We start from the raw sequence: 18,632 nt of genomic DNA on the forward strand, positions 1-18,632 counted from the left end.
GGGCGCGGCTCCGTAGGCGGCATCATGCAGGGTCAAAGGATTCGTCCCAACAGCGGCATGCGGCGCAGGGCGATGGTCGACAGCCAGCTCAGCGCCGTCGCGCCCACGAACACCGCTGCAGCCTTGGCCAGGCCGCTCCAGTCCTGCGGCAGCAGCATCCAGGCCAGCCACGAGGTGAAGACGTAGTGCAGCAGGTACATGCCGTAGGCGTTGGCCTGCAGGCTAGCGCCGATTTTTCCGGTCCGGCGCACGAAGCGCAGGAAGGTCGCCAGGGCGGCGAAGGACAGCGTGGCGCAGGCCAGGGTGAACATCGTCCCGCCGAACACGTCGAGGAACGGTCTGGGCGGCGGGTTGGGCGAGAAGGCGACGATCAGGGTCGCCACGCCGCCGACGATCGGCAGGATCGGCGCCAGCTGCCAGGCCCACCAGCGCTTGGCCAGCTTGCCGTCTGGGTCGGTCAGGCCCCGCCCGACGCCGGCCGCGCCGACGGCAATCCCCGCCAGGAAGTAGGCGAAGTAGTGCCCGATGCGGGCTGTCTGCACCGTGAACGGCCCGATCATCGTCCAGTGGCCGAACGGCGTCGTCATCACCAGCGGCAGGTAGGCCAGGGTGCTGATCAGCACGAGCCCCCAGAAGAACCGGGCCGGCTTGCGCTCGGCGCTCTTGGCCAGGCCGGCCAGGCGGTCGAGCAGGCCGGGCGCGACGGCGTAGGCGCACGCCGCGATCGCCCCGAAGGCTAGCAGCACCCAGAGGAACCAGGCTGGCCCGGCCGGCCAGAACGGCAGGCGGATCCAGGCCTGCACGAAGCCCGCCAGCGACGGCGCGCCGCCCGACTGCAGCCAGGCCGGATAATAGGCCAGCGGCGCCAGCAGGGCCGCGGAGACCACGAACGGAATCCCCAGGCGCAGGGCGCGGCTCTTCAGGAACCCGCCCGCCCCCTTGGCCCGCAGGCCGTCGGCGACGAACAGCCCGGAGATGAAGAACATCAGCGACATGAAGAACATGTCGTTGACCAGGGTCAGGATTCCGAACGCTCCCACCCTCTGCGGATCCACGACCGGAAAGGCGGTCCACAGGATCGGCTGGGCGTCGAACGCCTTCGGGGCCGGCGCCTACGGATGATAGGTCATCGCCGTGTGGTGGAAGATCACCAGCAGGGTGACGAAGGCGCGCAGGGCGCCGATCGGGGCGTTGCGACCGTCGATAACGGCCGTCTTCTCTGAAGCGCTGAGCGGCGCGTGCATGGCTTGCCTCCCCCTCCTGTCGAGGTTAGAGGCGACCATGGATCAACTAGTTTGTTTTGTAAACTTGTTGATCACATCGTCGTTCAAAGAAGGCGCGGAGAGAGCACGCGCCTTCAGGAGATTGAAGATCGCAAAGTCAGGCCGCTTGGGGCGTCGCCTTGGCCGCGCGGGCCTCGCGCAGAAGGCCGATGGCGCGCAGCGCCATCTCCAGGCGCGAGACGCCGAACAGGCCCACGCCCAACACCACGAAGCCGTCGGTCAGCAGCACGGCGCTGATGTGCCAGGCTTCGGCCTCGGCCTCGAACACCGTCTTCAGGGCGAAGCGCACCACGACGATCCCCAGCAGGAACAGAATCGCCGCCGGCGAGGGTTTGGTGTTCAGCTCATGGGTGTCGGGGTCGATGGCGATCGGGATCAGGCGGCCGCGCCACCAGCCGATGGTCCCTCCCACGGCGAAGATTCCCGCCAGCCACAGCCAGTCGGTCCCATGCGGCGTGAACTGCATGAGCAGGAACACCGTCGCGGCGACCATGATCGCCGGCAGGATCCACATGAACTCCAGCTTCAGGCGGCGCTCCTTGCTCATCGAGCGGAACCGCAAGGCGAAGACGATCGCTACGACCACCGCCGTGACGCCATAGCCGATGAGTTTCTGATTGCCGTGATCCACGACGCTTTCCCCCCGAAAACGCACGGCAACACTCGCCGCGCCCCCGGTGGCGATGGCGCCCGAAAAGCCGTTCGGCGTCAATCGCGGGCCGGCTTGCTCCAGTAGCGATAGCGGTAGGCCGTCGAAAAGCCGCGCGCGCCATAGAGGGCGATGGCCGGCGTATTGGCTTCCTCGACCTGAAGATAGGCCGTGCGTGCGCCAAGCCCGGCCGCTTCGGCCAGCAGGGCGTCCAGCACGCGGCGGGCCAGACCGCGACGGCGGAAGTCGGGATCAGTGCGCATGCCAAAGATCCCTACCGCCTCGCCATCGACCGCGCAGGCGCCCAGGGCGGCGGTGCGGCCCTCCAGCGTCAGGCGGGCGAACCGGGCAGGCGCCGGGATGCGCCCCAACGCCTCCAGCCGCTCGGCCGCATCGGCCGCATTGCCCTTGGCCGAGGCGATCAGCAGGGCCTCGAAGGCGGGATCGGGCCTGGCCGAAAGCTCGACCTGCGGATCGGCGACGCCTACGGCCGGTCCGGTCATCAGCAGGGTCTCGCCGTGCAGGGCGTAGCCTCGGCGCGCCAGACGGTCGGACAGGTCGGCCGGCGCCGTCGCCCCGTCGGTCAGCTTGAAGCGCACCGGCAGGCCGCGCTCGCCATAGAAGGCCTCGACCGCGTCGATGGCGGCCTCCGGATCGCGATCGGCCTCACCCAGCGGCCAGCAGGCGTTGATCCGCAGCGAGAAGCCGTCGGCGGCGTTCAGCCGCCAGCCGCCCAGGCGCTCGCGCTCACGGGCGGGCCAGGCGGCGTCGGCGATGGGCTCGAGATCGGAGGGACTCATTTCTCGGCCAGCAGGGCTTCGACCAGGCCGCGGGCCTCGGGGCTGGACCAGTCGGCCTCGCCGGAGATGCGGGCCCGCTCGCGGCCCTGCTTGTCGTAGATCACCGTGGTCGGATAGCCGGCGGCGCGCGGCTCCAGGTCAAACGACATCTTGTAGGACTTGTCGCGGAACGAGACGAGCGGCCGATTGGCGGCCATCTCGGCCTGGATCAGGTTGACGTCGCTGTCGCGGTCGACGCTGATCGGCAGCACCTTCACCGGCTGGGTCGCATAGGCGGCGGCCAGCTTGGCCAGGGTGGGCATCTCCTTCTTGCAGGGCGCGCACCAGGTGGCCCACAGGTTCATGACCACGACCTGGCCCTTGAAGTCGGCCAGGGTGTGGGGCTGGTTGTCCATGTCGGTGAAGACGGTGGCCGGCGCGGCGCGCGGCTGGGCCGGCACGTCCAGCTTGGCTAAAGACCCCTTCTTGAATTCCTTGAGGTCGGCGAGCTCTGCGGGTTTGAACGAAGCCTGGGCGATGACGTATAGGACCGCGACGACGCCGACGAGCATGACGGCGCCGATCGCCCACTTCAGACCGTCGCGCTTGCGCGGCCCACCCGACTGGACTTCGCTCATATGACCGACAACGCCTCCAAATCGCCCGCCGCGAACGGCCAGGGCCAAGCCATGTGGGGCGGCAGGTTCTCGGCCAAGCCGGCCGAACTGATGCAGGCGATCAACGTCTCCATCGGCTTCGACAAGCGCCTGTGGGCGCAAGACCTGGCGGGCAGCCGCGCCCACGCGCGGATGTTGATCAGCCAGGGCGTCATTGCAAGCAGCGACGGCGAGGAAATCCTCGAAGGCCTGGCCAGGATCGAGGACGAGCTGGCCACCGGGAGCTTCCCGTTCCGCGACGAGTACGAAGACATCCACATGAACATCGAGGCGCGGCTGCGCGAGCTGATCGGCCCGACGGCCGGCCGGCTGCACACCGCCCGCTCGCGCAACGACCAGGTGGCCGTCGACTTCCGCCTGTGGGTGCGCGACGCCGCCGACCGCTCGGCGGCCCAACTGGCGGAGCTTCAGAAAGCCCTCCTGGCCCAGGCCGAGACCTATGCCGACGCTCTGATGCCGGGCTTCACCCACCTGCAGCCGGCCCAGCCGGTGACCTTCGGCCACCACCTGATGGCCTATGTCGAGATGTTCGGTCGCGACGCTTCGCGGTTCCGCGACGCCCGCGCCCGCATGAACGAATGCCCGCTGGGGGCTGCGGCCCTGGCTGGTTCGCCCTTCCCGATCGACCGTCACCAGACGGCCGCCTCGCTGGGCTTCGACCGTCCGACCGCCAACTCGCTGGACAGCGTCTCGTCCCGCGACTTCGCCCTGGAAGCCCTGTCGGCCGCCTCGATCACCGCTACGCACCTGTCGCGCCTGGCGGAAGAGATCGTGCTGTGGACGACGCCGATGTTCGGCTTCATCAAGCTGACCGACGCCTTCACGACCGGCAGCTCGATCATGCCGCAGAAGAAGAACCCCGACGCGGCCGAGCTGATCCGCGCCAAGGTCGGCCGCATCCTCGGCTCGCTGACCACCCTGACCGTGGTCATGAAGGGCCTGCCGCTGGCCTATTCGAAGGACATGCAGGAAGACAAGGTCCCGACCTTCGAGGCTTTCGACGCCCTGGAGCTGAGCCTGCTGGCCATGGCCGGCATGATCGCCGACCTGACGCCCAACACCGAGAAGATGGCCCAGGCCGCCGGCGCGGGCTTCTCGACCGCCACCGATCTGGCCGACTGGCTGGTGCGCGAGCTGAACATGCCTTTCCGCGACGCCCACCACGTGACAGGCTCGGCCGTGAAGGCTGCCGAGACCAAGGGCGTCGATCTGGCCGAACTGAGCCTGGCCGAGTTCCAGGCCATCGATCCGCGGATCACCGACGGGGTCTACGCCGTCCTCACCCCGGCCGCCTCGGCGGCCAGCCGCATGAGCTACGGCGGGACCGCCCCCGCCCAGGTGCGCGCCCAGATCGCGCGTTGGAAGGAAACTCTGGCATGATCCGCCCCGCCACGCTGCTCGCCATCGCCGCCCTGGGCCTGACCGGCGCCGCCCTCTCCGCCTGCGGCAAGCAGGCCGAGCTGGAGCGCCCGGCCCCGCTGTGGGGCCCTGAAAAGAAGGCCGCCGAAGCCTCCAAGCGTCGCGAGGCCTCGGCCCAGGCCAACAAGCCCGCCCGCCCCAACGGCGTGCAGGAGAACGTCGACCCGGCGTCGAGCAACCGCACGACCCGCGCCGCCCCGCTGCGCGGCGCGCCGTCCGACCCGTTCGGCGGCCCGTCCGCCGCCGGCTTCCCGTCCTCGACGCCGAACTGAAAATCCCTGCGTCCTTCGAGGCCCGCTAACGCGGGCGCCTCAGGATGAGGAGGGTCTGTGCTGAGTTCCTCATCCTGAGGTGCAAGGCGCAGCCGAGCCTCGAAGGACGCACGACCGACACCGAAAGCCCCTTCAGTGAACCACTTCGAATACGGCCCCGAGGGCCTGGCCTGCGAAGGCGTCCCCCTGGCCAGGATCGCGGCCGAGGTCGGCACGCCCGTCTACGTCTATTCCCGCGCCACGCTGGAGCGGCACTTCACCGTGTTCCGCGACGCCCTGGTCAATGCCGGCGTCGTCGATCCGCTGGTGGCCTATGCGGTGAAGGCCAATTCTAACGTGGCGGTTCTGAAGGTGTTGGGCGACCTGGGCGCCGGCGCCGACACGGTGTCGGAAGGCGAGGTCCGTCGCGCCCTGGCCGCCGGCATCCCCGGCGAGCGCATCGTGTTCTCGGGCGTGGGCAAGAAGCGCGAAGAGATCGCCTTCGCCCTGAAGGCCGGCGTCGCCGAGATCAACGTCGAGTCCGAACCGGAGATGGAGCTGATCGCCAGCGTCGCCGCCGAGCTGGGCGTGCGGGCCAAGATCGCCTTCCGGGTCAATCCCGACGTCGCGGCCGGCGGCCACGCCAAGATCGCCACCGGCAAGTCGGAGAACAAGTTCGGCGTCTCGTTCGCCGAGGCCGCGCGTCTCTACGCCAACGCCAGCAACAACGCCGCCCTTGAGCCCATCGGCGTGGCCTGCCACATCGGCAGCCAGATCACCGACCTGGAGCCCATGCGCGCCGCGTTCATGAAGATGCGGGGCCTGGTCGAGCAGCTCCTGGGCGAGGGCCTGTCGCTCGAACGTCTGGACCTGGGCGGCGGCCTGGGCGTGCCCTATTTCAACCACCCCGAACCGCCTCCGCCGGCCGAGTTCGCCGCCATGGTGGCGCAGGTGACCAAGGGCCTGCCGGTGAAGCTGGCCTTCGAGCCGGGCCGCGTGATCGCCGCCAACGCCGGGGTGATGGTCTCGGAAGTCATCCACGTCCACGAGCGTCCGGAAGGCCGCAAGTTCCTGGTCATCGACGCGGCCATGAACGACCTTGTGCGTCCGGCCATGTACGACGCCTTCCACGACATCCGGCCGGTGCTCCCCAAGTCGGGCGAGGCCGTCTACGACGTGGTCGGCCCGGTCTGCGAGACCGGCGACACCTTCACCCGCGACCGCGCCCTGCCGCCGTTCGGCCCTGGCGACCTGGTGGCCTTCATGTCGGCCGGCGCCTACGGCTCGGCCATGGCCAGCGAGTACAACACCCGCCCGCTGGTCCCCGAAGTGCTGGTCGACGGCGACCGCTACGCCGTGATCCGCAAGCGTCCGACCTACGATGAGATGCTGGCCCGGGACCTGGTTCCGGATTGGGTGTGAATCCAGTGCGTGGTCCTGGTCCTTCGACTAAATCCTGAGCTCGTCGAAGGACGAGGTTTCGCCGCTCCGGCGGTAAATTATTGCGCCGCGCCTGAAGCACGCCTCACCGCCCGCAAAGTCTCGCCCCCAAGCGCCCTTTGGGCTAGAAGCCACGCCATGTCGCACAACACCTTCGGTCACCTGTTCCGCGTCACCACCTGGGGCGAAAGCCACGGGCCCGCCCTCGGCTGCGTCGTCGACGGCGTGCCTCCGGGCATCCTGCTGACGGCCGAGATGATCCAGGGCTTTCTCGACAAGCGCCGCCCGGGCAACGGCAAGTTCGTCACCCAGCGCCAGGAGCCCGACGCCGTGCGCATCCTGTCGGGCGTGTTCGAGGACGAGCGCACCGGCGGCCAGCGCACGACGGGCACGCCGATCAGCCTGATGATCGAGAACACCGACCAGCGCTCGAAGGACTATGGCGAGATCGCCCAGGCCTTCCGCCCCGGTCATGCCGACTACCCCTACTTCGCCAAGTACGGAATCCGTGACTATCGCGGGGGCGGCCGCAGCTCGGCCCGCGAGACCGCCGCACGCGTCGCAGCCGGCGCCGTGGCGCGGCTGGTGATCCCGGGCGTCACCGTGCGCGCGGCCCTGGTGCAGATCGGCCCCCACAAGATCGACCGCGCCAACTGGGACTGGGCGCAGACGCAAGAGAACCCCTACTGGTCGCCGGACGCCGCGATCATCCCGGTGTGGGAAGAGCATCTTGAGACGATCCGCAAGGCCGGCTCCTCGACCGGCGCCGTGGTGGAAGTCGAAGCAACCGGCGTGCCGGCCGGCTGGGGCGCGCCGCTGTACGGCAAGCTCGACGCCGAACTGGCCGCGGGCCTCATGTCGATCAACGCCGCCAAGGGTGTGGAGATCGGCGAAGGCTTCGACAGCGCCGCCCTGACCGGCGAGGACAACGCCGACATGATGCGCCTTGGCCCCAATGGCGAACCGGAGTTCCTGTCCAACCACGCCGGCGGCGTGCTTGGCGGCCTGTCGACCGGCCAGCCCGTCGTGGCTCGCGTGGCCTTCAAGCCGACCTCCTCGATCCTGATCCCGCGCCAGACCCTCAACGAGGCCGGCGAGGAGATCGACCTGCGCACCAAGGGTCGCCACGATCCCTGCGTGGGCATCCGCGGCGTGCCGGTGGTGGAAGCCATGACCGCCTGCGTCCTGGCTGACGCCTTCCTGCGCCATCGCGCCCAGACCGGCGGCGGAGCCTTCCTGCCGGGCGGCGGCGGGGAACGCGCTTAAGGCTCTCTCCCTTTAGGGGAAGGATCTGGCCTACCCGCCCCGCCGCTCGCGCCAGTCTTCCGGCCGCGTGATCAACGACGGCCGGAGGAAGGGCGACTGGACGCGGTCGTAGTCGGCGACGTCAACGCCGCCGCAGATCATGGCCAGGAGTTCCGAGCCGGTGAGGTCGGGCACCGGATCGCCATGCACCGCTCGCCACAGCGCTCGGGCTTCCTCTTTGATCATGTCTTCACGGCGGGGCATCGGTCAGGCCTCGATCATTCGACAGCTGAACCATCGAACTTTCGAACTCGTTCCTGATTTTTTTGTTTACGAATATTAATGCACGTCGGCCGACGTATTTCCGCCACAAGAACTGTCGGCCCACCGACAGCGTCTTCTGGTCGCGGAGATCGTAAACCTTTGATCGGCTACAACCCGCGAACCTTCGTTCCGCGAGTTTCCTTCATGCGCGCTTCCCGCCTGCTTATCGTTCCGGCCCTGCTGGCCGTCGCCGTCGGCGCCCAGGGGTGCCTCGCCGGCGCCGTGGCCGGCGCGGCCGTCGACACCGCCGGGGCCGTTGTCGGCACGACCGGCAAGGTCGTGGTCGCCGGCGGCAAGGCCGTGATCCCTGGCGAGAGCCGCAAGGACCGCGAAAAGCGCGAGTTCCGCGAGTGGAAAAAGGCCCAGCGGGGCCGCTGATCCCCTACTCCGCCGCCTGCGGAACCTGGTCGCCCACGGCCACGCCCTGCAGATAGAGCGACAGCGGCCGAATCTCGTAGGCGCCGGTCGGATTGGCCTCGCCAAGGGCGCGCGCCACGTCGAGGGCCTCGCCCATCGAGGCGCAGTCGATGATGTAGAAGCCCAGCATGGCCTCCTTGGTCTCGGCGTAGGGCCCGTCCATCACCACCGGCGGCTCCTGGCCCTTGACCAGGGTCTTGGCCGAGCCGGTGAAGCCCAGGCGACCGGCCGGCCCCAGCTTGCCCTCGGCATAGAGCCGGTCGTGGACCACCGAGAGGTTGGCCATCACCGCATCGTCCTGCGCCTTGGTCCAGCCGGCGACGAGGTCCTGGTCGTTGTAGCAGAGAATGGCGTAGAGCACGGCGGGACCTCCCGGGTCATTGGGTGACGCAGGGGTATCGCGACCATCGTTCTCTGAAAAGAGGCCTTCAGGCCTCGGGCGGCGGCTCTGCGTCCGTTTCCGACGCAGGCTCCTCGATCGCAGGCTCCCCCACCGCCCCGGGCGCCGCCGGACGCGGACGACCCAGGCGGACGATCTTCTCCTCGGCGGTGCGCACCATGCGGGTCTGGTCGTTGAACTGCAGCAGCTGGGCGCAGACCGGAAAGAAACCGCCGGGCATGCGCGTGTCGATGCCCTCGGCCAGCGTCATCAGATAGACGCCGGCGGCCTGCAGCTTGCCCATGACCTGCAGCAGGTCGACGATATGGGCGGCGAAGGCGTGCAGGCTGGGCACGACCAGCAGGTCGCCCGGCGCGGCCGAGGCAATGGCCGCCTCCAGGCCCGGCTTGTGAACGGCCAGGGCGTAGCAGGCGTCATGGTGCAGCGCCTGGCAGCCGACGTCCGTCAGCTTGTCCGCCAGGGGTCCGTCGAAGGTCGCGCCCCGAACGGGCGGGACCCGGAAGTAGCCGATCATGCGCATGGCGCGTGTGTGGCGAACTCCGCGCCGCCGCGAAAGAGGCGGCGGCGTCAAAGTCGGGGATAAACGACCCTCTCCCTCTGGGTGATGCGGCCGAAGGCGGGTGGGAGGAACGCTTTCAGCTACCCAGGAAGCGACTGATTTTGCCCCCACCGATCGCTTCGCGATCACCTCCCCACAGGGCGAGGTTCCTTAATATCTAAAGCGTCAGCGCGCAGCTCTCGCCGATGGTCGGGCGCGACAGCACCACGCGCGACAGCCCCGGGAACTGAGGCTTCAGGCGCTCGGCGAAATAGAGGCAGATCCGCTCCAGGGTCGGGCTTTCCAGACCCGGGCGGTCGTTGAGCAGGCCATGGTCGAGCTCGGTGGCCACCGCCTTCAGGGCGACGTCCAGGCTTTCCAGGTCCGCAACCCATCCAGCAGGCTGCATGACGCCCTTCACGCTGGCCTCGACGCGGAACGAGTGGCCGTGCAGGCGGCGATAGCGGTGATCGCCGGGGCCTTGCTCAATGTAGTGGGCCGCATCGAAATGCGCGGCCTTCGTGATCTCGAAGACGGGTTCGGACATGGACTTCTTTTATGACTAGGCCTGGGAGGCTCTAGCGCGCGGTCCTGTCACCAAACCGAGCGCCCTATCCATCAGGGCAGGCCGAGATACTTGTGTGTCTGGACGCTTAAACGCCATTTGGGGTGGGCAAGGCAATAGGCGACGGCCAATTGCGTGTTCCTGTCGCGGTCCGGACCGTCCATCGGCTGCAGGTAGAAGCGCTCGAAATCCATGTCCGCGAACCGCTCGGGCATGGCCTTTTCCTGCGGGAAGACGAGCTTCAGCTCCTGGCCCGAGGTCTGTACCACCGGGGCGTCGGCCTTGGGGCTGACGCAGATCCAGTCGATGCCGTCGATGGCTGGCAGGGTGCCGTTGCTCTCCATGGCGATCTGGAAGCCGCGCGCATGCAGGGCCTCGACGATCGCCGCGTCCAGCTGCAGCAGCGGCTCGCCGCCGGTGCAGACCACGAGGCGATCATCCAGCCCGCCGGTCCAGGCGGCCTCGACCGCGTCGGCCAGGGCGTCGGCGGTGGCGAACTTGCCCCCGCCCTCCCCGTCCGTGCCGACGAAGTCAGTGTCGCAGAAGGTGCAGACGGCCTTGTGGCGGTCCTGCTCGCGGCCGGTCCACAGGTTGCAGCCCGAAAAGCGGCAGAACACGGCCGCCTTGCCCGCCTGGCCGCCTTCGCCCTGCAGGGTCAGGAAGATCTCCTTGACGGAATAGGTCACGGGACCAGGACCTCGCGCCCGGCCGCGTCCCATTCGGCGTAGCCCTTTTCGCGCAGCTCGCAGGCCGGGCATTGCCCGCAACCGTGGCCCCACGGGTGCAGCTGCCCGCGCTCGCCCTGGTAGCAGGTGTGGCTCTCGACCACGATCAGGTCGACCAGGTCCTCGCCGCCCAACTGCTTGGCCAGCGCCCAGGTCTGCGCCTTGGTCAGGTGCATCAGCGGGGTCTCGACGCGGAAATTGCGGTCCATGCCCAAGTTCATGGCGCTCTGCATGGCGTCCAGCGTGTCGCGGCGGCAGTCGGGATAGCCCGAGAAGTCGGTCTCGCACATGCCGCCGACCAGGGCGTCGATGCCCCGGCGATCGGCCAGGGCCGCCGCGTAGATCAGGAAGACGAGGTTGCGGCCGGGCACGAAGGTCGACGGCAGGCCGCGCTCGGTCATCTCGATGGCGCGGTCGGCGGTCAGAGCTGATTGGGCGACGGCGCCGAAGCTCCTGATGTCGAGGACATGGTCCTCGCCCAGGCGATCGGCCCAGTGCGGAAAGCGGGCGGCGACTTGGCGGCGGACGGCCTTGCGGGCCTCCATCTCGACCGAATGGCGCTGGCCGTAGTCGAAGCCCAGGGTTTCGACGCGCGCATAGCGCTCGAGCGCCCAGGCCAGGCAGACGCTGGAATCCTGGCCGCCGGAGAACAGCACCAGGGCGGCGCCCGCGGGCGCCGAAGGCGAAGAAGACTTAGGAGATGCGGACATGCCCGCTCCTGTACACGACCTTGCCCTCGGCTGGAACGGCGGCGCACGAACGGACGCCGCCACCCTTCAAGGAACGCCGTTTTGCGCTGTACCTTTTACGGGAATAGGCCAAGATACGCCCCGTGGGGGAGCGGATTTCCTCGCTGTATTCAGCCTATCCGCACGCTTGACCATACGTCAGGCGATACACCCGTTTTTCTAATTTCTGCGAAAACGTGAAATTTCAACAATCAGGTGACGTTGCGGAAAGTGAAAAGCCGTAACCTATCGCTGTTTACTTACAGCGACGCCAGTTGACAGTCAAAGAACGCAAGTATGCAATCTCGCAAAGTCGAAGCAGGTCTGCCGGACACCTGCGCGCCGATCTCCGCAACGGAGATACGACAATGAAAACGTGCGGCGACGAGGAAACAACGGGACGCGGATAGGGGCCGCCAACAAGGCGTCATCGCGTCCAGGGAGGGATTTCGAATGACGCAGACCCCGCGCTTGCGGCGCCTCTTGGCCATGGGCGCTTCCGCCGCCGTGCTGACCGCCGTGGCCGCCCCGGCCGCCTTCGCCCAGACACAGGTTCCGGCCAAGCCGGCCTCCGACAACGTGATCGAGGAACTGGTCGTCACCGCCCAGAAGAAGGAAGAAGCCCTTCAGGACGTGCCGATCGCGGTCTCGGCCTTCAGCCAGGACAGCCTTGAAGCCCAGAAGATCGACGGCGGCCCCAACCTGCAGCAGGCCATCCCGAACGTCAGCTTCGGCAAGAGCAACTTCACCAACAGCTTCAACTTCCAGATCCGCGGCATCGGCTCCAAGGGCGTCGGCGTCTCGGCCGACAACGGCGTCGGCGTACATCTCAACAACGCCCCACTGCAGGCCAGCAACCTGTTCGAGGCCGAGTTCTACGACGTGGAGCGGGTGGAAGTGCTGCGCGGCCCGCAAGGCACGCTGTACGGGCGCAACGCCACCGGCGGCGTCGTCAACATCATCACCGCCAAGCCGGCCGACCGCTTCGAGGCCCTGGGCCGCGTCGAGTACGGCAACTACGACACCAGGAAGGTGCGCGGGATGGTCAACATCCCGATCGTCGAGGAGAAGATGGCCCTGCGCATAGCGGGCGCCCTCGTGCAGCGCGACGGCTTCGTCACCAACACCTTCAACAACAAGAAGGTCGACGACCGCGACCTCTACTCCACCCGCGTCAGCCTGGCGGTGAACCCGAACGAGCGCCTGCGCGTCAACCTGATGTGGGAGCACTTCAAGGAAGACGACAACCGCGCCCGCATCGGCAAGCAGCTCTGCACCAAGGACGATGGGCCGGCTACGGTCGGCGGCGTGGCCACCGGCACATCGCGCCGCTACCTGACGCAAGGCTGCGCCTCGGCCAGCCTGTACAGCAACGCCGCCTATGGCACGGTCAACACCTCGGGCACGCTCTACGGCGTGCTGGGCAACCTGGTCGGCTTCACCAGCGGCGACCTGAACGCCGGCGACACGGTCACCCGCGACCTGCGCGAGATCGAGACCCGCTTCGACCCGATCTACCGATCGACCTCGGACGTCTACCAGTTCAACTTCGCCTACGACCTGACCGACCAGCTGACCTTCACGTCGCTGAGCTCGATCAGCAACAGCGAGGTCTATTCCAAGCAGGACTACTTCCGGAACATCTCGCCAGGCACGTTCAACAGCACGGCCCTGACGCCGGGCGGCAACTTCACCGACCCGCAGACCGGCACGGCCAACACCTTCCTGACCTATGACATCTCATCGTCGAACGCCAAGCAGATCAGCCAGGAGTTCCGTCTGCAGTCCGCTTTCGACGGGCCGATCAACTTCAACATCGGCGGCATCTACTTCGACTACAAGGGCACGACCGACTACTACGTGGTGTCGAACGGCCTGACGATCTCGGCCCTGGCGCTGAACTTCCAGAACACCGGCAACCCGAACTGCAATCCAACCACGACGGCCAACTGCATCGGCATCGACACCTCGCCGACGCCCAATGGCCAGGGCCACAACTACTTCGACAACCGCACGCCCTACCACCTGAAGGCTACGGCGCTGTTCGGCGAGGTCTACTGGCAGGCCAGCGAGGACCTGAAATTCACCCTGGGCCTGCGCCAGACGCGCGACAAGAAGACCACCGACAACATCTCCACCGCCCTGCTGGCCCCGGGCTACGGCCTGGTCACCGGCACGCCGGCGCAGCAGAAGTCGGACTTCAAGGAGCTTACCGGGCGCCTCGGCTTCGACTACAAGGCCAACCTGCCGTTCACCGACGAGACCCTGCTCTACGCCTTCTATTCCAAGGGCTACAAGGGCGGCGGCGCCAATCCGCCAGGGGCCATCGGCGTGGCCGGCGTGGCGGCGACCTACCAGCCGGAATTCGTCAACGCCTACGAGATCGGGGCCAAGAACACCCTGATGGGCGGCAGCCTGCTGCTGAACGCCACAGGCTTCTACTACGACTACCAAGGCTACCAGATCTCGAAGATCGTCAACCGCACCTCGGTCAACGAGAACATCGACGCCAAGGTCTGGGGCGTCGAGCTGGAAACCCTGTGGCAGCCGGTCAAGGGCCTGCGCCTCAACGCCAACGTCGGCTACCTGAACACCCAGATCAAGGACGGCGTGTCGTCGATCGACGTCATGAACCGCACCCAGAACGACCCGGCCCTGACCCTGGTCAAGGCGGCCCGGCCGACCGCCGCGCTCGGCAGCAACTGCGTGCTGACCACCGCCGGCGTGGCGACCATCATCGGCGCGGGCCTGGGCGGCACCCTGCCGCTGGCCTGCGCTGGGCCTGGCGTGGGGGCCAGCAGCTACTACAGCAACCTGGCCAACACCCTCTACACCCTGCCCACCGCCAGCGGCGGGGCGGGCCTGACCGCGGCCCAGGCCACGGCGGTGCAGACCATCCTGGCGGCGGCCGGCGGCCCGGCGGCGGGGGCCTCGACCCTGGCCGGCGCGCTGATCTCGCAGGGCTTCACCCCGGCCCAGGCCACGGGCCTGGTGACGGTGGCTCTGACGGCCAACACCCTGGCCAACGGCGTGGGCCTCTACAACTACGCGGCCGGGGCCTCGATCGACGGCCGCGCCGCCGACCTGTCGGGCAACGAACTGCCCAACTCTCCGCACTGGACCCTGTCGCTCGGCGCCCAATACACCTGGGACCTGCCGTCGGGCTGGGCCGCCACCGTGCGCGGCGACTACTACCGGCAGAGCGAGCAGTACGCCCGCATCTACAACACCGAGTACGACCGGCTGAAATCCTGGGAGAACGTCAACCTGACGCTCAAGATCGAGAAGCCGGAACTGGGCCTGTCGATCGACGCCTATGTGAAGAACCTTCTGAACAAGACGCCGATCACCGACGCCTACACCACCGACGACACCTCGGGCCTGTTCACCAACGTCTACACGCTGGAGCCCCGCCTCTACGGGGTCAGCCTGACCAAGACCTGGTGACCTGATCGGGCCGGATCGGCTCGAGAGCGAGGGGCGGCGGATGCAAATCCTCCGCCCCTTCTGCTTTCAGTGCTGTGACTTAACGACTCTGCAAGGCCAGGTCGTCCAAGCTGTGAACTCCCCCGACGCCAGCCCCCGGCCGCATGGAAACGCTCGCCCGCCTCATCGATCGCCGCAATCCGGTCGACCCAAGCACGTCCTGCCGGACGGTGCTGGAGATCTTCGCGAGCGAACCCGCCCTCGCCGCCCTCGCGGTTACGCAGGACGGCGCGCCGATCGGTCTCGTCTATCGCGACGTCTTCGTCGGCCAGATGCTGGTGGCCGCCGAGCACCTGAACGCGCGCCCCATCTCCGAGGTCATGGACCCCGAGCCGCGCAGCGTGCGCGTCGGCATGGAGCCCGGCCTCTTCGTTGACACCCTGGCCCAAAGCGCCACCCCCGTCTTCCGCACCGCCTTCGTAGCCACCGACGAGAACGGCCAGTATGTGGGCGTCGGCGGCCTGGCCTCCCTGCTCGCTTCGCACCGCCGCAAGCAGCGCGAGGCCCGCGAGGCCATGGGCCTGGTCGAGCGCATGGCGCACGACATTGGCCTGCACCTGGACGGCGTCCAGGCCTTCACCGACCGGCTGGAGCAGCAGCGCCTGGCGCCCGATGCGGCCGCCTGCGTACGCGCCATCAGCGACACCAGCCGCGACATGAGCGACATTCTGGGCCGGGCCATGGACTTGCACCGCGCCGCGACCGGCGGCCTGTCGCTGTCGCCCGAGCCGACCCGCCTGCGCGATCTGGCCGACGCGGTCGAGGCCCGCTGGGCCCCGCGCGCGGCCGAAAGCGGCTCCACCCTGCTGTTCTCCTATGACGGCGAGCCCGAGGCCGCCGCCCTGGTCGATCCCTCGCGCCTGCTGCAGGTGTTCGACGCCCTGATCGACGGCGCCCTGGCCCACGGCCGCGGCGTGATCGAAGCCAGCCTGCGGGCCCGTCTCGACGACGGCCGCCTGCGCCTGGAAGGCGACGTGCGCGACAACGCCGCCGCCGTCACCGCCGAAGAGCGCCTGGCCCGCGTGTTCGACCCGCTCGGCGAAGGGCGCATGGACGACCGCGCCGAGATGGCCCTGGGCGTGGGCATGGCCCTGGCTCACCGCGTGCTGCGCGAGATGGGCGGCCAGGTGCGCGCCGAACCCAATCGCGGCGCCGGCCTGACCCTCCGCTTCGCCCTCACCGCCCCGGCCGCCCAGGTCGAGACCGGTCAGGACGAGGAGGATCTCAGCGTCTCGGCCCGTCCGGCCCACATCCTGATCGTCGACGACAACGCCACCAACCGCATGGTCGCCGAGGCGCTGTGCGAGATGTTCGACTGCACCTCCGAGCAGGTGGCCGACGGCGTCGAGGCGGTGGAAGCCGCCCGCACCGGCCGCTTCGACCTGATCCTGATGGATATCAAGATGCCGCGCATGGACGGGGTGGCCGCCACCCGCGCCATCCGCGAGTTGCCCGGCCCAGCCGGCGTTGCCCCGATCGTCGCTCTGACCGCCAACGCCGGTTCCGAGGACGTCGCGGTCTATCTGGCTGCCGGCATGCAGGACGTGGTCGAAAAGCCGATCAAGCCCGAGCGCCTGGCCATCGTGCTGAGCGCCCTGCTGGGCGGCGAGGACGAGCAGGAAGCCGCCTGAACGGTTCGCCGACAGTATACGGCCGCCCTCAACCTTGGCGAAAGCTCACCTACGGGAAGTTGTCCCTAGTGTTTGCTTGAGTAGAGTCCGCGACACATCGACGCCGCTACTGGCGCGTTCATCATGACGCCTCTAAGTTGATGAAGGAGCGGGAGGCGTTGGCGTCGTGTTGAATTCGGCCGAACAGCAGGCTTGGGAATTCCTGAGCAAGGCGCCGCACTACGATGCGCCGGCCGATGTCGAAGCTCACTTCGGTCGCGCCCTGGCCGCCTTCGGCTACGACCGCTTCGCCGCCACGCTGGTCAACGCCGAGCGCTACGGCAAGGAGCCGCCGGCCCTGTCGCGCCAGGATTTCGAGGCCTGGGACGCCCGCTACTGGGGCGAACGCCACGTCGTCCACGATCCGTGCGTCAAGCTGCTGCTGAAGTCGAGCAAGGCCTTCGCCTGGTCGGACGCCAAGCCCCTGGGCGACCAGCGGGCGCAGGCCATGTGGGGCGAGGCCTCCGAGTTCGGCATGAACGACGGCTATGTTGTGCGGGTGTTCGGCCCGGCCGGCCACGAGGTGCTGATCCGCATGGCCACGAACGCGCCCGACACCGATCCGGCCAACCGCGCCGTGGTCGAGAGCCTGGCCACCGTGTTCGGCACCATTATGCTCAAGCATTGGGAAATGCAGGACGACAAGCCCGACTATGGGGTGATCTCCGAGCGCCAGGCCGAGTGCCTGTACTGGGCCAGCCGCGGAAAGACCGACTGGGAGATCGGGGCGATCCTCGAGCTGTCGCCGCGCACCGTCCACCATCACATCGAGGCTGCCAAGAAGCGCCTGGGCGTCGTCAAGCGCCAGGAAGCGGTCATGAAGGCCGGCGAGCTTGGCCTGCTTAAGGCCAGCTGACCGCCCGCACGCGTAACGCTGGAATATGAAATTTCACAACCTTGAATGCGCATCGATCATCTGTTAAATATTCGACATATCGCTTCGCGCGTGTAGGGCCTCGCTTCACGGAGCCCTTTTGCCCCAAGGTGTGCGTCAGCGCACAGAAGCGCCCTGCCCGATCATAGGTAAATGACCCCACGGACTGGGGGCGGCGTGTCGCATAGGCCGTTTGGCCTATCGGCGGTTGGGCGGATCATGCCGCCTAATGCGGGCTGTCCAGAACGGGGGACAGCCATGATCCACATCATCACCTGCGAAAACCGCCACCTCTACGGGCCCCAGCTGTGGGCCATGCACGAGGAACGCCGCAAGCAGTGCGTCGAGAAGAACGGCTGGGTCGACCTGGTCGTGCTCGATGGCGGCGAAGTCGACGACTACGACGACTCCCGCGCCATCTACCTGCTGGGCTTCGACGACGACATGCAGCTGGAGGTCGGCCTGCGCCTGCGGCCCACCGACGATCGCTGCATGCTGGCCGACAAGTATCCGCAGCTGATCGCGCCGGGCGAGACGCCCAAGAAGGGCTGCGACGTCTGGGAGGCCAGCCGCCTGTTCACCACCGAGGCCTATCGCGCCAAGAAGGGCCCGGGTCGGGGAACCCGCGTGTTCGAAGCCTGGGCCGCGGCCATGGAGCTGGCGCTGGTCAACAACGTCACCCGCTTCGTCGGCATGATCGACATGGCGCTGTACCCCGGCATCATGAACTCGCCGATCGACACCCGCCTGGTCGGACTGCCCCGCCCCTACGAGTACGGCGTCGTCGCCGGCTCGGAAATTCTCCTGTCACGGGAACTGTTGCAGAGAGTGCGGGAATCGATCGCCATCGAATCCACTGTCGGCTATCACGTCGACGAACTCGACCTGCGGGCCTTTGGCGATCTCGCCGCCGTGCAGCGTCAGGTGCTGCGGGCGATGACGCCCCAGATTCTTCCGGGTTCGGAGCGCGACGAAACCCTTTCCGCAGAAGCGCTGTACCGCTTGCACGACGCCAGCGGGCGCGCTCGGCGGATCTGGAATCACCGTGATCAGAAATCGGAGTTTCAGCTTAACGCTTAGGCGGGGCCCAAGCTCCACCTCAGCGACGTAGCGCCGCACCTGTCCTAGCTCGGCTATCGCCAACGCCCCGGTCGTGTCATTT

General features: G+C 67.9%; 20 protein-coding genes and 1 pseudogene. 9 read left to right on the top strand and 12 right to left on the bottom strand.

Features of this window, described 5'->3' with window-relative positions; genetic code table 11:
* Positions 1-32: 32 nt before the first annotated feature.
* From DDF67_RS05655 to DDF67_RS05670, 5 genes are all read right to left on the bottom strand, one after another.
* Positions 33-1,040 (bottom strand): acyltransferase family protein, encoded by a 1,008-nt coding sequence (locus DDF67_RS05655; RefSeq protein WP_332888316.1) that lies wholly within the window; start codon positions 1,038-1,040, stop codon positions 33-35.
* Between the two features lie 72 nt (positions 1,041-1,112).
* On the bottom strand, positions 1,113-1,244 hold the full coding sequence (locus DDF67_RS26235) for a hypothetical protein (RefSeq protein WP_269845439.1): 132 nt from the start codon (positions 1,242-1,244) through the stop codon (positions 1,113-1,115).
* A 136-nt stretch (positions 1,245-1,380) separates the two neighbouring features.
* The gene (locus DDF67_RS05660) at positions 1,381-1,914 is read right to left on the bottom strand and encodes a CcdC protein domain-containing protein (protein ID WP_158277999.1); all 534 of its coding nucleotides are present in this window, start codon (positions 1,912-1,914) and stop codon (positions 1,381-1,383) included.
* Positions 1,915-1,991: 77 nt separating this feature from the next.
* Positions 1,992-2,732, bottom strand: coding sequence for a GNAT family N-acetyltransferase (locus DDF67_RS05665; RefSeq protein ID WP_109099958.1), 741 nt, complete (start codon positions 2,730-2,732; stop codon positions 1,992-1,994).
* Positions 2,729-3,349 (bottom strand): TlpA family protein disulfide reductase, encoded by a 621-nt coding sequence (locus DDF67_RS05670; protein ID WP_109100008.1) that lies wholly within the window; start codon positions 3,347-3,349, stop codon positions 2,729-2,731. The genes DDF67_RS05665 and DDF67_RS05670 overlap by 4 nt, the downstream gene beginning before the upstream one ends.
* On the opposite strand from DDF67_RS05670, the gene argH reads away from it, so the two are divergent.
* Together argH and DDF67_RS05680 are read left to right on the top strand one after the other, a co-directional pair.
* Positions 3,350-4,768 (top strand): argininosuccinate lyase, encoded by a 1,419-nt coding sequence (argH, locus tag DDF67_RS05675; protein ID WP_109099959.1) that lies wholly within the window; start codon positions 3,350-3,352, stop codon positions 4,766-4,768. It abuts the gene before it with no gap.
* Positions 4,765-5,079, top strand: a complete 315-nt coding sequence (locus tag DDF67_RS05680) for a hypothetical protein (RefSeq protein WP_165257656.1) — start codon at positions 4,765-4,767, stop codon at positions 5,077-5,079. The genes argH and DDF67_RS05680 overlap by 4 nt, the downstream gene beginning before the upstream one ends.
* 4 nt (positions 5,080-5,083) lie before the next feature.
* Here the strand turns inward: DDF67_RS05680 and DDF67_RS25975 are convergent.
* Positions 5,084-5,171, bottom strand: a pseudogene (locus tag DDF67_RS25975) (hypothetical protein); the annotation flags it as partial.
* Positions 5,172-5,214: 43 nt separating this feature from the next.
* Between DDF67_RS25975 and lysA the strand changes: the two are divergent.
* Both lysA and aroC read left to right on the top strand, forming a co-directional pair.
* Positions 5,215-6,480, top strand: coding sequence for a diaminopimelate decarboxylase (gene lysA, locus DDF67_RS05685; protein ID WP_109099961.1), 1,266 nt, complete (start codon positions 5,215-5,217; stop codon positions 6,478-6,480).
* Positions 6,481-6,636: 156 nt separating this feature from the next.
* A complete protein-coding gene (aroC, locus tag DDF67_RS05690) occupies positions 6,637-7,764 on the top strand; it encodes a chorismate synthase (RefSeq protein ID WP_109099962.1) in 1,128 nt (375 codons plus the stop codon).
* A gap of 30 nt (positions 7,765-7,794) precedes the next feature.
* Here the strand turns inward: aroC and DDF67_RS05695 are convergent, their stop codons facing one another.
* Positions 7,795-8,007: a hypothetical protein gene (locus tag DDF67_RS05695; protein WP_109099963.1), complete on the bottom strand. Its 213-nt coding sequence runs from the start codon at positions 8,005-8,007 to the stop codon at positions 7,795-7,797.
* A gap of 204 nt (positions 8,008-8,211) precedes the next feature.
* Here DDF67_RS05695 and DDF67_RS05700 point away from each other — a divergent pair, with 204 nt between their 5' ends.
* The gene (locus DDF67_RS05700) at positions 8,212-8,445 is read left to right on the top strand and encodes a hypothetical protein (protein WP_109100009.1); all 234 of its coding nucleotides are present in this window, start codon (positions 8,212-8,214) and stop codon (positions 8,443-8,445) included.
* A gap of 4 nt (positions 8,446-8,449) precedes the next feature.
* Here the strand turns inward: DDF67_RS05700 and DDF67_RS05705 are convergent, their stop codons facing one another.
* The 5 genes from DDF67_RS05705 to queC form a co-directional block, all read right to left on the bottom strand.
* A complete protein-coding gene (locus DDF67_RS05705; protein ID WP_109099964.1) occupies positions 8,450-8,845 on the bottom strand; it encodes a YciI family protein in 396 nt (131 codons plus the stop codon).
* Positions 8,846-8,912: 67 nt separating this feature from the next.
* Entirely contained in the window at positions 8,913-9,398 is a 486-nt protein-coding gene (locus DDF67_RS05710) for a recombinase family protein (RefSeq protein ID WP_158278000.1), read from the bottom strand.
* Between the two features lie 202 nt (positions 9,399-9,600).
* Positions 9,601-9,969: a 6-pyruvoyl trahydropterin synthase family protein gene (locus tag DDF67_RS05715; protein WP_109099966.1), complete on the bottom strand. Its 369-nt coding sequence runs from the start codon at positions 9,967-9,969 to the stop codon at positions 9,601-9,603.
* A 71-nt stretch (positions 9,970-10,040) separates the two neighbouring features.
* Entirely contained in the window at positions 10,041-10,673 is a 633-nt protein-coding gene (gene queE, locus DDF67_RS05720; RefSeq protein WP_109099967.1) for a 7-carboxy-7-deazaguanine synthase, read from the bottom strand.
* The gene (gene queC, locus DDF67_RS05725) at positions 10,670-11,422 is read right to left on the bottom strand and encodes a 7-cyano-7-deazaguanine synthase QueC (protein ID WP_109099968.1); all 753 of its coding nucleotides are present in this window, start codon (positions 11,420-11,422) and stop codon (positions 10,670-10,672) included. Before queC ends, queE begins: the two co-directional genes overlap by 4 nt.
* A gap of 471 nt (positions 11,423-11,893) precedes the next feature.
* Here queC and DDF67_RS05730 point away from each other — a divergent pair, with 471 nt between their 5' ends.
* The 4 genes from DDF67_RS05730 to DDF67_RS05750 all read left to right on the top strand — a co-directional run bounded on the left by DDF67_RS05730 (position 11,894) and on the right by DDF67_RS05750 (position 18,550).
* Positions 11,894-14,887 carry a TonB-dependent receptor gene (locus tag DDF67_RS05730; RefSeq protein ID WP_158278001.1) on the top strand — a complete coding sequence of 998 codons (2,994 nt, stop codon included), beginning with the start codon at positions 11,894-11,896 and terminating at the stop codon, positions 14,885-14,887.
* A 143-nt stretch (positions 14,888-15,030) separates the two neighbouring features.
* On the top strand, positions 15,031-16,557 hold the full coding sequence (locus DDF67_RS05740; protein ID WP_109099969.1) for a response regulator: 1,527 nt from the start codon (positions 15,031-15,033) through the stop codon (positions 16,555-16,557).
* 166 nt (positions 16,558-16,723) lie between these two features.
* Complete coding sequence (locus tag DDF67_RS05745; protein WP_109099970.1) at positions 16,724-17,452, top strand: helix-turn-helix transcriptional regulator; 729 nt, start codon at positions 16,724-16,726, stop codon at positions 17,450-17,452.
* 276 nt (positions 17,453-17,728) lie between these two features.
* Complete coding sequence (locus tag DDF67_RS05750) at positions 17,729-18,550, top strand: acyl-homoserine-lactone synthase (RefSeq protein ID WP_109099971.1); 822 nt, start codon at positions 17,729-17,731, stop codon at positions 18,548-18,550.
* Positions 18,551-18,632: the final 82 nt, after the last annotated feature.

The sequence above is a fragment of the Caulobacter endophyticus genome (assembly GCF_003116815.1).
GTDB classification, from domain to species: domain Bacteria; phylum Pseudomonadota; class Alphaproteobacteria; order Caulobacterales; family Caulobacteraceae; genus Caulobacter; species Caulobacter endophyticus.

What these genes read in the sequence shown, in the direction of transcription:
- DDF67_RS26235 (WP_269845439.1), bottom strand. Translation starts at nt 1,244, where the DNA reads ATGCACGCGCCGCTCAGCGCTTCAGAGAAGACGGCCGTTATCGACGGT.
- DDF67_RS05665 (WP_109099958.1), bottom strand. Translation starts at nt 2,732, where the DNA reads ATGAGTCCCTCCGATCTCGAGCCCATCGCCGACGCCGCCTGGCCCGCC.
- DDF67_RS05670 (WP_109100008.1), bottom strand. Translation starts at nt 3,349, where the DNA reads ATGAGCGAAGTCCAGTCGGGTGGGCCGCGCAAGCGCGACGGTCTGAAG.
- argH (WP_109099959.1), top strand. Translation starts at nt 3,350, where the DNA reads ATGACCGACAACGCCTCCAAATCGCCCGCCGCGAACGGCCAGGGCCAA.
- DDF67_RS05680 (WP_165257656.1), top strand. Translation starts at nt 4,765, where the DNA reads ATGATCCGCCCCGCCACGCTGCTCGCCATCGCCGCCCTGGGCCTGACC.
- aroC (WP_109099962.1), top strand. Translation starts at nt 6,637, where the DNA reads ATGTCGCACAACACCTTCGGTCACCTGTTCCGCGTCACCACCTGGGGC.
- DDF67_RS05695 (WP_109099963.1), bottom strand. Translation starts at nt 8,007, where the DNA reads ATGCCCCGCCGTGAAGACATGATCAAAGAGGAAGCCCGAGCGCTGTGG.
- DDF67_RS05700 (WP_109100009.1), top strand. Translation starts at nt 8,212, where the DNA reads ATGCGCGCTTCCCGCCTGCTTATCGTTCCGGCCCTGCTGGCCGTCGCC.
- DDF67_RS05710 (WP_158278000.1), bottom strand. Translation starts at nt 9,398, where the DNA reads ATGATCGGCTACTTCCGGGTCCCGCCCGTTCGGGGCGCGACCTTCGAC.
- DDF67_RS05715 (WP_109099966.1), bottom strand. Translation starts at nt 9,969, where the DNA reads ATGTCCGAACCCGTCTTCGAGATCACGAAGGCCGCGCATTTCGATGCG.
- queC (WP_109099968.1), bottom strand. Translation starts at nt 11,422, where the DNA reads ATGTCCGCATCTCCTAAGTCTTCTTCGCCTTCGGCGCCCGCGGGCGCC.
- DDF67_RS05730 (WP_158278001.1), top strand. Translation starts at nt 11,894, where the DNA reads ATGACGCAGACCCCGCGCTTGCGGCGCCTCTTGGCCATGGGCGCTTCC.
- DDF67_RS05740 (WP_109099969.1), top strand. Translation starts at nt 15,031, where the DNA reads ATGGAAACGCTCGCCCGCCTCATCGATCGCCGCAATCCGGTCGACCCA.
- DDF67_RS05750 (WP_109099971.1), top strand. Translation starts at nt 17,729, where the DNA reads ATGATCCACATCATCACCTGCGAAAACCGCCACCTCTACGGGCCCCAG.